This window comes from Bacillus sp. FSL W8-1141, assembly GCF_038593205.1.
GTDB lineage: Bacteria > Bacillota > Bacilli > Bacillales > Bacillaceae > Bacillus > Bacillus altitudinis.
This window is the reverse complement of record NZ_CP151973.1, coordinates 1,512,120-1,524,883: the sequence shown is the minus strand read 5'-3', so window position 1 is coordinate 1,524,883 and position 12,764 is coordinate 1,512,120. Positions and strand designations below refer to the sequence as shown.

The window sequence follows — 12,764 nt, the reverse complement described above, 5'->3', positions numbered from 1 at the left end:
TTACCCCTGCCCTTCATCTATGATTTCTTCTTTTACAGAAAGTCTTTGCGCGACAGTCTCAGGCTGAACGGCAGATAAGATGACATGGTCACTGTCCATAATGACAACAGCACGGGTTCTTCTTCCGTATGTCGCATCAATGAGCATGCCTCGATCTCTTGCGTCTTGTATCATTCGTTTAATCGGTGCTGATTCCGGACTGACGATCGAAATCATCCGATTCGCTGAAATGATGTTTCCAAATCCGATATTGATCAACTTTATGGTCATCTTCTTTCGTCCCCCTGTAATATAAACGTCTCTAGTCTCGCCGAAAGAGACGCACTGTAAACAGCATACACAATGACTATTCTATATTTTGCACTTGTTCTTTTATTTTTTCAATAGCGCTTTTCATTTCAACCACCAGCTTTGTTAAATGGTGATGGTTTGCTTTTGATCCAATCGTGTTCACTTCACGGTTGAGCTCCTGTACAAGAAAGTCAAGCTTTCGTCCGGCAGCGCCGCCTTGCGTCAAAATTTGCTGAAACTGCTGAAAATGACTTTTCAGCCTGGTAATCTCTTCTGTAATGTCACAGCGATCAGCAAAGATGGCCGCTTCTGTGGTCAGCCTACTCTCTTCAAGCGCCTCTCCGATCCATTCTTGCAATCTTTGATTCAATCGTTCTTTGTACTGACTCACAACCTCTGGTGCAAACACTTTGATTTCTTCTGTAAATGCCTCGAGTTCAGACAGCCTGAGTTCACAGTCTTTTTGAAGTGATGTTCCCTCCCGCTCTCTCATAAAGCAAAGCTCCTTGACAGCTTCTTCACAAGTGTCTATCAGCAAATGCTCCAGCTGCTCATTTCGGCTGACTGACTCTTCCACCTGAACAGCCTGTTCCAGCTTCAGTAAGTCATGTGCATGCTGAATACCTGAAATATGATAGCGGTCCTCAAGGTCTTTTGCGGCTTTCATATATTCATCAAGCAGCGGCCAGTCAATCTGTAAAGACCGGTTTGCAAGTTTACCGCCTTCAATCGTAACAAACAGCTCAATTCGACCGCGCTGCACGTGACGAAGAATGATTTTTTTTAATGTATCTTCGAAATATAAAAGCGGCCTCGGCAAACGGGCATGAACCTCTTTAAAACGGTGATTGACCGATTTTAGCTCAACTGACACTGTCAGTTCTCCATCCGTTTTACTCGCTTGGCCGAATCCCGTCATACTGCGTATCATGTGAAAACACCCAATTCTTTCATATTAATAAAATGAAAAAGGTAATAGCAGACACTATTACCTCAAAATTATACCATAACCAATTATTTTTTTCTTGTCAAAAGTGATCCTGCCAGTAAAAAAGTTGGCAATGCAGACATACCGATGATCAGAAGCCAATCGACTGGGGCGACCGCCACCGTTTTGAAAATTGGCTGAAGCGGTGGATAATAAATGACCACAAGCATCAGCAGCAGGGAAGACACAACAGCGCCGATCAAGTACATATTCCCGAATGGATTGCGTTCAAAAATAGACCGTTCACTGCGGCAGTCAAACACATGAATGAGCTGCGCCAAAACGAGTGTGCTGAATGCAACCGTCTGCGCATATTGAAGATTGTTCGGATCACGGTGATACACAAACATAAAGGCTAACAAAGTGGCAATCCCAATCAGAAACCCTCTTGATATGACCTTCCAACCAAGCCCTCTTGCAAAAATCCCCTCTTTCATGTTCCGCGGCTTTCTCTTCATGACATCGCCTTCTGGTTTATCCATTCCAAGTGCCATAGCCGGCAAGCCGTCTGTGACAAGGTTTACCCACAAAATTTGAATTGGAACGAGAGGCAATGGAAGCGCAAGAAGCATCGCAAACAGCATGACCAAAATCTCTCCCACATTCGATGCCAGCAAATAGCGGACAAATTTGCGAATGTTTTCATAAATATTCCGACCCTCTTTAATAGCGGATTTAATGGTCGCAAAGTTGTCATCAAGCAAAATAAGAGAAGAAGCTTCTTTGGCAACATCTGTTCCGGTAATCCCCATGGATATGCCGATATCCGCCTGTTTAATCGCTGGCGCATCATTCACCCCATCACCTGTCATCGCGACAATATGTCCATTTTTTTGATAGGCCTTCACAATTCTCAGTTTATGCTCAGGTGATACACGGGCAAAGACGTACACATCTTCTGCTGTTTGCTCCAGCTCTTTGTCGCTTAGCTGATCCAGAGCTTTTCCATCAAGCACCTTTCCTTGCTTCGGTAAGAGACTTAAATCTTTAGCGATCGCTTTAGCCGTTTCTACGTGATCGCCTGTAATCATCACTGTTTTAATGCCGGCATCCCGGCATTCTTTAATCGCTCGTCTCACTTCAGGACGAGGTGGATCAATCATGCCCTCTAGACCGATAAATGTGAGGCCAGTTTCTGCCTGCTGAACAGAGGTGATTTTTTCTGTCAGACTTACTTTTTTATATGCAATCGCAATGGTTCTGAGCGCTTGTCTTGCTAAACCTTGAATGGCAGCTTCTGTTTCTTGCCGGTGGGCCTTTGAAAATGAGGCGGTGCGTCCGCCGTGCATCATATGACTTGAACGGTTCATCAGCACATCTGGCGCCCCTTTGGCAATGACATACCGCTCCTTCTGATTCGTTTCCACGACGACTGACATCATTTTTCTTTCAGAGTCAAAAGGGAATTCCTCCACCACACGAAATCCCGCTTCGATGAATTGCTCTGTAAAACCCGCTTTACGCGCAGCGGTTAGAAGTGCTCCTTCTGTCGGATCACCATCAAGTCTCATCTCTCCGTCTTTTTCAACGATGGTCGATGTATTACAAAGTGCTCCGTATAATAGCACCTTTTGCAGGCTTGGATGTTTGTCTACATGGACAAGTTCTCCGTTTAAGGTAAAATCACCTGACGGCTCGTACCCCGTGCCAGAAATATTCCATGTTTTCCCCTCTGCCCATACATGTGTCACTGTCATTTTATTTTGTGTCATTGTGCCTGTTTTATCTGAGCAAATAATCGAGGCGCAGCCGAGTGTTTCCACAGCCGGCAGCTTTCTGACAATGGATTTTTGTTTAATCATCCGCTGCACACCTAGGGAAAGTGCGACAGTGACGATCGCCGGCAGTCCTTCTGGAATCGCAGCAACAGCGAGAGATACACCCGCTAAGAACATATGATACAAATCATGACCTTGCACCACACCAAGAACAACCACAAGAACAGTTAAAAATAATGCAGCAACAATTAAAATTTTCCCCAGCTGCTCAAGGCGTCTTTGCAGCGGTGTTTCCATATTACCTGCTGAATCCAACATACCGGCAATTTGTCCCATCGCCGTATTCATCCCTGTACCAATGACAACCCCTACACCGCTTCCCCTCGTGACAAGCGTCCCCATAAAGGCCATGTTCGTCAAATCTCCAAGTGAGACATGATCTCGCGAGAGCGGACTCGCATGTTTGACCGCTGGGATGGACTCTCCAGTGAGGGCAGATTCTTCGATTTCCAAACTCTTTGTTTCTAGTAATCTGATATCTGCCCCAATTCGGTCCCCGCTTGAAAACTTCACAATATCTCCCGGCACGAGGTGCTTTGACGGGATCTTGACCCATTCATTGTTTCTCCTTGCATAGACATGCGGCGTTGATAATTCCTTTAGTGCTTGGAGGGACTTTTCCGCACGGCGTTCCTGATAAAAGCCAAGCACACCATTTATCAGCACAATCGCCACAATCGCCACAGCATCAATGTATTCACCTAAAAAAGCAGAAATAATCGTTGCCGCAAGCAGGATTAACACCATAAAGTCTTTAAATTGCGCTAAAAAAATAACGAACGCCGACACCTTTTTCCCTTCCTGTAATTCATTTGGCCCATACTTTTCAAGCCGCTTTTGCACATCTTTGTCTGACAGTCCGTCACCTATCGATGTATTCATTGTTTTTAATAAATCGGTTTGGTTCAGTTCATGCCAATTCATTTGACCTCGTCCACTCCTCTTTTGTTCTCTCTCTTATGCAGTGTTCTATAAGCCAGTTTATTCAGACTCGTCCTAAATCATGCTATAATAATAAGACTGCCTAAAGAACGAGAAAACGTAAGGTTCTTTCAGTAGATTTGTGTGAAAGAAGAGGGTGTATCCAACATGTCATTTGACGGCATTTTTACATACGGTATGACAAATGAATTGCAAGAAACATTAACTGGCGGAAGAATTTCGAAAATACATCAGCCATACAAGCATGAGCTGATTTTTCATATCCGGTCAAAGGGGAAGAATCATAAACTTCTTTTATCCGCTCACCCGAGCTATGCAAGGGTACAGCTCACTGAGCACCATGATGATAATCCGAGCGAACCGCCAATGTTTTGTATGCTTCTCAGAAAACATCTTGAGGGTGGGTTCATTGAACGTTTTGAACAAATTGGGTTAGATCGGGTGATCGTGCTGCACGTGCGAAGCCGAAATGAAATTGGCGATGAACAAACCCGTAAGCTGTATATTGAAATTATGGGCAGGCACAGCAACTTAATTCTCGTGGAGGACGAAACGGAGCAGATCATTGACGGACTGAAACATCTTTCTCCATCTGTGAACAGCTATCGAACGGTGCTGCCCGGACATCAATATCTTCTGCCGCCGGCACAGCAAAAGCTGAATCCTTTTGACGTGACGAAGGAAGATATTTTAAAGCATTTACGTTTTCAAGAAGGGAAAATCGCCAATCAAATTGTCGATACATTCTCTGGGGTTTCTCCGCTGTTTGCTAAGGAAGCCGTCCACAGGGCCGGTCTTGCCAATCAGGAAACGATTCCAAGTACATTGCTCGAGATGTTTCAGCTCATTCAGGCGCATTCTTTTACCCCTCAGCTCACGAGAAAAGACGGGAAAGAGTATTTTTATTTATTAGAACTTCAGCACGTCGATGGTGACATGAAGACATTTGATTCTCTTAGCGAGCTACTTGACCGTTTTTATTTCGGAAAAGCTGAAAGAGACAGAGTCAAACAGCAGGCGGCTGATCTTGAACGTTTTGTTGCCAATGAAAAAAAGAAAAATGAAAACAAGCTGAAAAAACTAACAAGAACACTTGAAGAATCTCAAAATGCGCATAAGTATCAGCTTTATGGTGAATTGCTTACTGCCAATATATATGCGATTAAAAAAGGGGATAAAGAAGCAACTGTCATCAATTATTATGATGAAGAAGGCGGAGAGATCACGATCCCGCTCAAAACAAACAAAACCCCTTCTGAAAATGCACAAGCGTATTTTACAAAATACCAAAAGGCAAAAAATGCAGTAGAGGCCGTAAATGAACAAATCAAGCGAACACATGAAGAAATTGTTTATTTTGACGAGCTGATCCAGCAGCTGTCCTCTGCCTCACCAAAAGATTTAGAGGAAATAAGAGAAGAACTGGTGGAAGGAAAATATTTGCGTCCCAAACAAAAACGCAACGCCAAAAAGAAAAAACCATCGGCCATTCAGCTTGAAGCATATGAATCTTCTCAAGGTGTTCCGATTCTCGTTGGAAAAAACAACAAGCAAAACGAATATTTGACCACAAAGGCGGCAGCTCGTGATGACATTTGGCTGCACACAAAGGATATTCCTGGATCACATGTCGTCATTCGTCACAAAGCGCCTGATGAACAAACCTTGCTTGAAGCGGCACAAATTGCTGCCTACTTCTCGAAGGCAAAAGAATCAAGCTCCGTCCCTGTCGATTATACGAAAATCCGGCATGTAAAAAAACCAAACGGAGCAAAACCGGGCTTTGTCACGTATGATCAGCAGCAAACATTATTTGTGACGCCTGATGAGGATGTTGTCCTAAAGCTGAGAAAATAAAAAAGAGCCGATTAAATCTTTAGATGAGATTTTATCGGCTTTTTCTTTGTCTTTTTTTTCTTTCTATATAGAGCTCATCCAGTGCATCTACATCCTCTTGTTCAAGCAAGGTCTCAATGGCCGCAGCCAGCTGTTTAGTGCGGGCTGGGCTTGCACCACTCGTAGATATGGAGATTGTTACTTTTCCTGCCCTTACAACCTTTGGCACAATCACATTGCCTAGCTCTGACTGGCTCACACAGTTGACGAGCTGATGAGGAAGCGCTGATTGCGTCATCCACTCGTTTACTGAAGGATCGTCTGTAGCAGCGACAATTAAAAATGCATCCTTTACATCTTCCGCATCCACTTTCTTTTTCTTCCAAGTCAGCTGATATGTCTCAATGAGATTCGCCATTTCATCACAAATGTCAGGGCTCACAATGGTTATGCTGCATGGCTCCATGCATAGCGCACTCGTCCTTCTAGCCGCAACCCTTCCACCACCGGCAATTAGCACGTGTTTATTGGTTAGATCAAGATGAACTGGAAGCATGGCTTTCTCCTTGAAAACGAAACGCATCCTCTTTGTTTAAGATGGTTTCCTGCACACGTTCAATATAAGCTGCTTTTACATGGGGATGAAACCCAATATATCGGCAGACACGGACATCTCGCAGCCGCTCTCTCGCCTGATTCGCTTCACTCTCAATCTCTTTCATTAAAATGCCGGTAAATAAAAGATAAGGCACGAGATAGACAGGCGTATCATCATCTACTGTTAACTGTGCTAAGACGTCACGATAATTCGGTTCACACGCTGTAATAAAACACGGAAAAACCTCTGCACAAGGCAACATGCTTCGGACATCATCTGCAATGCCAAACACATCCCGCTTTACATCTGGATCAGAGCTTCCACGGCCAATTAAGAGAATTTTTGCGTGCTCTCCCTTGTATCCTGCTTCTTCAATCCTTGCGATAACCGCTTTCGTGACTTCTTGGTTCACGCCTATAGGTCTTCCATATGTCACCTTCACTTGTGGGAAACGTTTTTGTACTTTCACAATCTCATCTGGAATATCTGATTTGGCATGCATGGCAGTTAAAAGGAGGAGCGGGACGATCGCAATGTGGGTTGCTCCTTTTTGTACACAAGTCTCAAACCCTTCTTCGATTGAAGGGTCCGTCAACTCTAAAAAACAAATTTCTTGGATATCTGCTTCGACTAACGGCATACAGCTTTTCATAAAAGAAATGGCTTTATCCTGTGCTTCTTTTACCCTGCTTCCATGCCCAACATAAAGGACAGCTTGTTTCATTTGACTCCTCCTTGCGACCTTAGTTTTATTCAGACGAAAAGACACGATGTCTACACGTGTCTTTTCACCTTTGTTCTCATTTCTCAATCAGTGCTGGTTCAAACCAGTTCAACTTTTGATGAAAGTGAACGACATCTCCTACCACAATTAAACTTGGGTGCTCGATCCCTTCTTTTTCAACCGTTTTAGATAGTGTCGCCACCGTGCAGCAAGTCGTCTTTTGCCTTGTGGTCGTTCCCCAGTGAATAAACGCAGCTGGGGTTTCAGGATTCCGCCCATTTTTCAAAAGCAGCCGCTGGACTCTTTCCACGTTTTTGACACCCATGTAAATGACAAGGGTATCAATCCCCGTCGCCAGCGCTTCCCACTTTTCTTCAAAATGTTCATCCTTTTGATAATGCCCTGTCACAAACGCAACATTTGAGCTGAATTCTCGGTGCGTGACTGGAATGCCTGCATAAGCAGCCGCTGCAATGCCAGAAGTAATCCCCGGGACAACTTCATACGGAATACCATGCTCAGCTAAGCATTCGATTTCTTCACCGCCACGGCCAAATACAAAGGGATCACCGCCTTTTAGACGAACGACTATGTTCCCTTCCTTCGCATGAGCAACAAGTGCTTCGTTAATCGCTTCCTGTCTCATCGTATGATGATTCGGCAGTTTGCCGCAATAGATCAACTCCGCCTCCGGTTTGGCATGGGCAAGAATCTCTTGATTGACAAGACGATCATATAAAATGACATCTGCCTGCTGTATTGCCTTATGGGCCTTTAGCGTAATTAAGTCTGGGTCACCCGGTCCGGCACCAACAATGTATACTTTCCCCATCTTGCTTTCTCCCCCTGCCATCAGGCGATTATTTCGTTTTATCCTTTACATAATCAACAAGGCGCTGTTTTGACTCCTCGCGTGATAATTCACCTGTATCTAGGACGAGCTCAGGCGCAGCTGGCTCTTCGTATGGTGAATCGATTCCCGTGAAAAATGGAATTTCGCCGTTTCTTGCTTTTTTATATAATCCCTTTGGATCACGCTCTTCACACACGTTCAGATCACATTTCACAAACACTTCGTGAAATTCTCCGTCTTCGACTAACTGTCTTACGATTTGGCGGTCTTCTTGAAATGGTGAAATAAAAGCAGTAATGACAATCGTTCCTTGCTCAACAAATAATTTCGCCACTTCACCGATGCGCCGAATGTTCTCTTTTCTGTCGTCATCTGAAAAGCCTAAGTCTTTATTGAGTCCATGGCGTACGTTATCGCCATCAAGGACTGTCACTTGGTACCCCTGTTCAAACAGCTCTCGAGCCGCTGCGTTGGCGATCGTCGATTTACCTGAACCGCTTAGACCTGTCAGCCAAATGATCCCGCTTGTATGGTTGTTTTTCTGTTGATATTCTTTTTTAGTAATAGATGAATCATGCCACACGATATGTTCGTTGCTCATGTCATACCCTCCTTTAAGATACCGTCGTTTTTAATCCTTCGATTAATGTTTCAATGACTTCTTTTCGGCTGAACGTGCTCGGTGGTAATTCACCATTTCTCAGCATCGTTCTGACCTTTGTACCTGAGAGAATGACATGTTCGCTTTTATCATGTGGGCATGTTTTTGGTGTTGCCATGGCTTCACATGTATTGCAGTAAAAGCTGTGCTCAAATTTTAATGGTGTGATCCCAATTTCTTCGCTTGTAAATTGTTCAAATAGCTCCTGCGCTTCGTATGTGCCGTAATAATCACCAACACCCGCATGATCTCTGCCGACAATAAAATGTGTACAGCCATAATTTTTACGCACAAGCGCATGAAAAATGGCTTCTTTTGGTCCAGCATAACGCATGGCAGCAGGAAAAACACCTAAAAAGACGCGGTCTTTCGGGTAATAACCGTTCAGTAACACTTGATAGCTTTTCATTCTTACATCTGCTGGAATATCATCAGATTTTGTTTCACCAACAAGTGGATTTAGAAATAGACCATCCACTGTTTCCAGTGCTGTCTTTTGAATGTATTCATGCGCACGATGGACTGGGTTTCTCGTTTGGAAACCGACAATGGTTTTCCAGCCGTTTTCTTTAAACTGTTTTCTTGTTTCTTCTGGCTCATACGTAAATTGCGGGAAAGGTTTTTCGCTGCGTTTCGTCAGTGTAATTTTACCACCAATATACGTATCACCGCGTTCAAATAATTTTTTCACGCCTGGGTGATTGCGGTCATCTGTTTTATACACATTCACTGCTTCTTTTTCCTTATCAGGTGTGTATTGATCTTCCACCTCAATGACCCCGTATACTGTTCCATTATACGATAGACGAACAATGTCACCTTGATTGATCTCCGCTGCTTTTTCCTTTGTGACAGGCAAAGTAATCGGAAGAGACCAAACGACACCACTTGCTAGTCGCATACTGCTGACAACTGCTTCATAATCAGCTTTCGTTAAAAACCCTTCAATTGGACTATACCCGCCAATTGCGATGAGTTCAAGGTCTGCAAAAGAGATGGCATCCAGCTCAATTTCTTTCGCAGCTGTGCTTAGATCAAATTCTTCATTTACTCGATTAATTAATACGCCACCATGTGGTGTTAAACTCATTTGTTCATCTTCCTCTCAATGTTCATATTTATTAGATGTTAATAGTCGGATTTATATTTAAATCCCGCCGCCCTGTTCATGAATCGAGCTGCTCTCATTTTTAACTGCCTTCATAAGACTCAGTGCACCTAATGAAGCAAGCAGTACACTCATCATGATAAAGATAGAGTAATAGTCTCCTTTTAAGAAAAGGCTTACCAACAAATACGATAGACTAAGTGATAAGAAAGGTGACACAACCCATACCTTCAGCATTTTTTTCACAACATGTTTATGAAAAATGTTCGGTCCACCCTTTGCCATACCAAGCCCAATAATGGATGAGGAGGTAATTTGAGTAAGGGGAACAGGGAGTCCGAATATAGAGCTGACGATGACAAGTCCTGCACCGGTGCTCGATAATAGAATGCCTTCACCCGTTTGATAGCGTGTAATTTTCTTTCCGTTTGTTTCTAGTACCCTTCTTCCTAGAAGCAGCGCCCCAATGGCCACAAAGATTCCGCCGTAAAGGGTTCCTTGCCCGACTGATAAAACACCTGACGCGACAAGCGGGCCGACCGCATTGGCGACATTGTTCATGCCGGCTGAAAATGCTTCTAAAAACCCACTGATAATCAAAACAACAGATAAGATCAATGTACCTTTTTTGGATAATGTCCGTTTAGGGAACAATCTGATGATTTTGACAACAGCAAAGGTAAAAACAAAGGCAACAATCGGAATAATCACCCAAAAAGAGACAATGACTAAGATCGATTTCACATACAGCACTTTATATGCGGCTGCCACACCGACCACAGCTCCTACTGTGACCTCACTTGTGGATAAAGGAATGGCTAAGAGATTCGCTATGAAAAGTGATAATGCGGCCGAGCCAATGATGATACACACAATTTCAAGTGTGATGACAGATTCAGGCATAATCCCGGAGCTGATCGTTTTGACGACCTCGCCGCCGCCAATCACTGAACCTGCTAATATTCCAACTGCACAAACGCTGAGCGCGTATATTGGCTTTTTGATCGCACCTGAACCATATGCGATGCCCATCGAAGCGGCTGCTCCGCTTGCGCCAATATTTAAAGCAAAGAATAAGCTAAATAAAATTGCGGCGATTTCCATACATTATGCTCCCTTACTCATGTAATCCGCACTCAGTCTTCGCTGTCCCTGACCATCTTCCAGAACGCAAATCATCAGCAGTAAATGCCGGCTGTGTACAAGGTGCACACCCGATGCTTGGATATCCTTGGTCATGCAGCGGATTATAAGTAAGATCCTCTCTAGACGCATATCTCCATATGTCCTTCCACGTCCAGTGGATGAGCGGACATACTTTGACTGATTGGAATTTTTCATCCTTATTTAAGAAGTTCGTACCTGCTCGTTTAGGCGACTGCTCTCTTCTTAAACCAGACAGCCATGCCGGATAGCCAGATAGTGCCTCTTGCAATGGAATGACCTTTCTCATATGGCAGCAGCTTTGAGGATTCGTTTCCCATAATTTATCACCATGCTGCTCATTCTGCTCTTCCACTGTCAGCTCAGGTGTTTTCAGCACGATGTCTAAACCAGGATATCTTTCCTTAACTGCATCAATGGTGTCGTATGTTTCCTTGAAATGCAGACCTGTATCTAAAAAGACAATTCTTGCATCTTTTTTTACTTTCGCAATAAGATCGATCAGGACAATGCCCTCAATGCCAAAACTGCATGCATAAACGAGCTGATCACCATAGTGGCCGTACGCCCATTTCAGCACAGATAGGGCCCCTTTATACAAATCGTCCTCTTGAAATGTAATGGACGGCTCTTGCCAATTTTCATAAGTTAACATTGTTTCTCCCCTTCCGGAGTACTGCTTCTATTGCTATTCTCCGCACTACTTTAATCTGATTTTTTCATTTTTTTCCACTTGAATCACTTGACCGTCCTGAACGATCAACGTAATTGAACCGAATTTCATATCCCCAATCAGCTCTTGCATATGCTTCACTAAGTCCTCATCCTGGTTTTGTTTCAGTTCCATCTCCTCTTCCTCCTCACCGTTAAAATAAAAAAACTTTCTTTCAGTCCGAAAGAAAGATGAGGAAGCTCACGATTTCCTTATCTTTCAAAATAGAATCATTTTGCAGGAAGTAGCACCTTGCAAATCGCAGGTTGCCGGGCTTCATCGGGCCAGTCCCTCCACCTCTCTGGATAAGAGTTTTAATTTGTATTAAATATTAACACAATTCAAACAAAAGTCAACCCGACTTTATTGATAGGATTAGTTTTTATTTAAATTTGAGTCTATTTTACTATTTTTAACCAAATAAAAAACTGTGCAGTGCAGCACAGCTTTTTTAAAACAAGACAAGCTTTTTAGACCGTTTCTTCCATCCAAGATTCAGACGAAGGATCCTGTCTCCAGCGTTTTAGTTTATTCATAGCAGAAGGCTCGATTGCTTTTAGCTCAAGTGCCACTTCTGTCAGTGTGTCATAGTCTGTCAGCGTGACATAGGGAATGTTTTTCTCTTGAAAAGCCGCAGCTGCTTTTGGCAGTCCATAAGTGAAGATCGCAACAACTCCGAGTACGTCACAGCCTTCTTCTTCTAGAGCAGCCACAACTTCAAGAACGCTGCCTCCAGTTGAGATGAGGTCTTCTACGACAACCACCTTTTGTCCAGGTGATACGGCTCCTTCAATTTGATTTCCTTTTCCGTGTGCTTTTGGTTTACTTCTTACATAACACATCGGTACATTCAGACGATCAGCTGCTAATGCCGCATGAGGAATGCCAGCTGTAGCTGTACCTGCGACAACTTCCGCTCCTTCAAAATGAGTGAGAATCAAGTCTTTTAAACCTTCCGCAATGTCCCCTCTGACCTCAGGATAAGACAAGGTGAGGCGATTGTCACAGTAAATCGGTGATTTGATACCGCTCGCCCATGTAAATGGTTCGTCTGGTTTTAAAGAGACAGCTTTGATTTGTAATAAATGCTTCGCGATTTTCGTTTTCAT

General features: G+C 43.6%; 13 protein-coding genes and 1 riboswitch. Of the genes, 1 reads left to right on the top strand and 12 read right to left on the bottom strand.

The features are described from left to right. The 3 genes from remA to NSQ52_RS07715 form a co-directional block, all read right to left on the bottom strand. Positions 1-270 carry an extracellular matrix/biofilm regulator RemA gene (gene remA / locus NSQ52_RS07725; protein WP_008344898.1) on the bottom strand — a complete coding sequence of 90 codons (270 nt, stop codon included), beginning with the start codon at positions 268-270 and terminating at the stop codon, positions 1-3. A gap of 76 nt (positions 271-346) precedes the next feature. Then, the gene (locus tag NSQ52_RS07720; RefSeq protein ID WP_342474039.1) at positions 347-1,222 is read right to left on the bottom strand and encodes a YicC/YloC family endoribonuclease; all 876 of its coding nucleotides are present in this window, start codon (positions 1,220-1,222) and stop codon (positions 347-349) included. A gap of 83 nt (positions 1,223-1,305) precedes the next feature. Continuing rightward, positions 1,306-3,981 (bottom strand): calcium-translocating P-type ATPase, SERCA-type, encoded by a 2,676-nt coding sequence (locus tag NSQ52_RS07715; protein ID WP_342474038.1) that lies wholly within the window; start codon positions 3,979-3,981, stop codon positions 1,306-1,308. Positions 3,982-4,146: 165 nt separating this feature from the next. Between NSQ52_RS07715 and NSQ52_RS07710 the strand changes: the two genes are divergently transcribed. Beyond that, positions 4,147-5,856 carry an NFACT RNA binding domain-containing protein gene (locus tag NSQ52_RS07710; protein ID WP_024720332.1) on the top strand — a complete coding sequence of 570 codons (1,710 nt, stop codon included), beginning with the start codon at positions 4,147-4,149 and terminating at the stop codon, positions 5,854-5,856. 31 nt (positions 5,857-5,887) lie between these two features. Here NSQ52_RS07710 and NSQ52_RS07705 read toward each other — a convergent pair whose 3' ends face one another. The 9 genes from NSQ52_RS07705 to pyrE all read right to left on the bottom strand — a co-directional run bounded on the left by NSQ52_RS07705 (position 5,888) and on the right by pyrE (position 12,764). Continuing rightward, positions 5,888-6,391, bottom strand: a complete 504-nt coding sequence (locus NSQ52_RS07705) for an NAD(P)-dependent oxidoreductase (protein ID WP_072367282.1) — start codon at positions 6,389-6,391, stop codon at positions 5,888-5,890. Then, positions 6,372-7,157, bottom strand: a complete 786-nt coding sequence (locus NSQ52_RS07700) for a sirohydrochlorin chelatase (RefSeq protein WP_017367214.1) — start codon at positions 7,155-7,157, stop codon at positions 6,372-6,374. The genes NSQ52_RS07705 and NSQ52_RS07700 overlap by 20 nt, the downstream gene beginning before the upstream one ends. A gap of 76 nt (positions 7,158-7,233) precedes the next feature. Beyond that, on the bottom strand, positions 7,234-7,989 hold the full coding sequence (cobA, locus tag NSQ52_RS07695) for a uroporphyrinogen-III C-methyltransferase (RefSeq protein WP_024720329.1): 756 nt from the start codon (positions 7,987-7,989) through the stop codon (positions 7,234-7,236). 28 nt (positions 7,990-8,017) lie between these two features. Further along, positions 8,018-8,611 carry an adenylyl-sulfate kinase gene (gene cysC, locus NSQ52_RS07690; RefSeq protein ID WP_008344911.1) on the bottom strand — a complete coding sequence of 198 codons (594 nt, stop codon included), beginning with the start codon at positions 8,609-8,611 and terminating at the stop codon, positions 8,018-8,020. 13 nt (positions 8,612-8,624) lie between these two features. Then, on the bottom strand, positions 8,625-9,761 hold the full coding sequence (sat, locus tag NSQ52_RS07685; protein ID WP_045034247.1) for a sulfate adenylyltransferase: 1,137 nt from the start codon (positions 9,759-9,761) through the stop codon (positions 8,625-8,627). A gap of 57 nt (positions 9,762-9,818) precedes the next feature. Further along, complete coding sequence (locus NSQ52_RS07680) at positions 9,819-10,883, bottom strand: inorganic phosphate transporter (RefSeq protein WP_008344915.1); 1,065 nt, start codon at positions 10,881-10,883, stop codon at positions 9,819-9,821. A 13-nt stretch (positions 10,884-10,896) separates the two neighbouring features. Next, on the bottom strand, positions 10,897-11,598 hold the full coding sequence (locus NSQ52_RS07675; protein ID WP_008344917.1) for a phosphoadenylyl-sulfate reductase: 702 nt from the start codon (positions 11,596-11,598) through the stop codon (positions 10,897-10,899). Between the two features lie 45 nt (positions 11,599-11,643). Continuing rightward, complete coding sequence (locus NSQ52_RS07670; protein WP_008344920.1) at positions 11,644-11,790, bottom strand: YezD family protein; 147 nt, start codon at positions 11,788-11,790, stop codon at positions 11,644-11,646. A 74-nt stretch (positions 11,791-11,864) separates the two neighbouring features. Continuing rightward, a riboswitch (SAM riboswitch) is annotated at positions 11,865-11,967 on the bottom strand. A 158-nt stretch (positions 11,968-12,125) separates the two neighbouring features. Further along, positions 12,126-12,764: an orotate phosphoribosyltransferase gene (gene pyrE / locus NSQ52_RS07665; protein WP_017359346.1), complete on the bottom strand. Its 639-nt coding sequence runs from the start codon at positions 12,762-12,764 to the stop codon at positions 12,126-12,128.

Bases quoted from the DNA above. Each gene is read 5' to 3' on its own strand.
- remA (WP_008344898.1), bottom strand. From the start codon at position 270: ATGACCATAAAGTTGATCAATATCGGATTTGGAAACATCATTTCAGCG.
- NSQ52_RS07720 (WP_342474039.1), bottom strand. From the start codon at position 1,222: ATGATACGCAGTATGACGGGATTCGGCCAAGCGAGTAAAACGGATGGA.
- NSQ52_RS07715 (WP_342474038.1), bottom strand. From the start codon at position 3,981: ATGAATTGGCATGAACTGAACCAAACCGATTTATTAAAAACAATGAAT.
- NSQ52_RS07710 (WP_024720332.1), top strand. From the start codon at position 4,147: ATGTCATTTGACGGCATTTTTACATACGGTATGACAAATGAATTGCAA.
- NSQ52_RS07705 (WP_072367282.1), bottom strand. From the start codon at position 6,391: ATGCTTCCAGTTCATCTTGATCTAACCAATAAACACGTGCTAATTGCC.
- NSQ52_RS07700 (WP_017367214.1), bottom strand. From the start codon at position 7,157: ATGAAACAAGCTGTCCTTTATGTTGGGCATGGAAGCAGGGTAAAAGAA.
- cobA (WP_024720329.1), bottom strand. From the start codon at position 7,989: ATGGGGAAAGTATACATTGTTGGTGCCGGACCGGGTGACCCAGACTTA.
- cysC (WP_008344911.1), bottom strand. From the start codon at position 8,611: ATGAGCAACGAACATATCGTGTGGCATGATTCATCTATTACTAAAAAA.
- sat (WP_045034247.1), bottom strand. From the start codon at position 9,761: ATGAGTTTAACACCACATGGTGGCGTATTAATTAATCGAGTAAATGAA.
- NSQ52_RS07680 (WP_008344915.1), bottom strand. From the start codon at position 10,883: ATGGAAATCGCCGCAATTTTATTTAGCTTATTCTTTGCTTTAAATATT.
- NSQ52_RS07675 (WP_008344917.1), bottom strand. From the start codon at position 11,598: ATGTTAACTTATGAAAATTGGCAAGAGCCGTCCATTACATTTCAAGAG.
- NSQ52_RS07670 (WP_008344920.1), bottom strand. From the start codon at position 11,790: ATGGAACTGAAACAAAACCAGGATGAGGACTTAGTGAAGCATATGCAA.
- pyrE (WP_017359346.1), bottom strand. From the start codon at position 12,764: ATGAAAACGAAAATCGCGAAGCATTTATTACAAATCAAAGCTGTCTCT.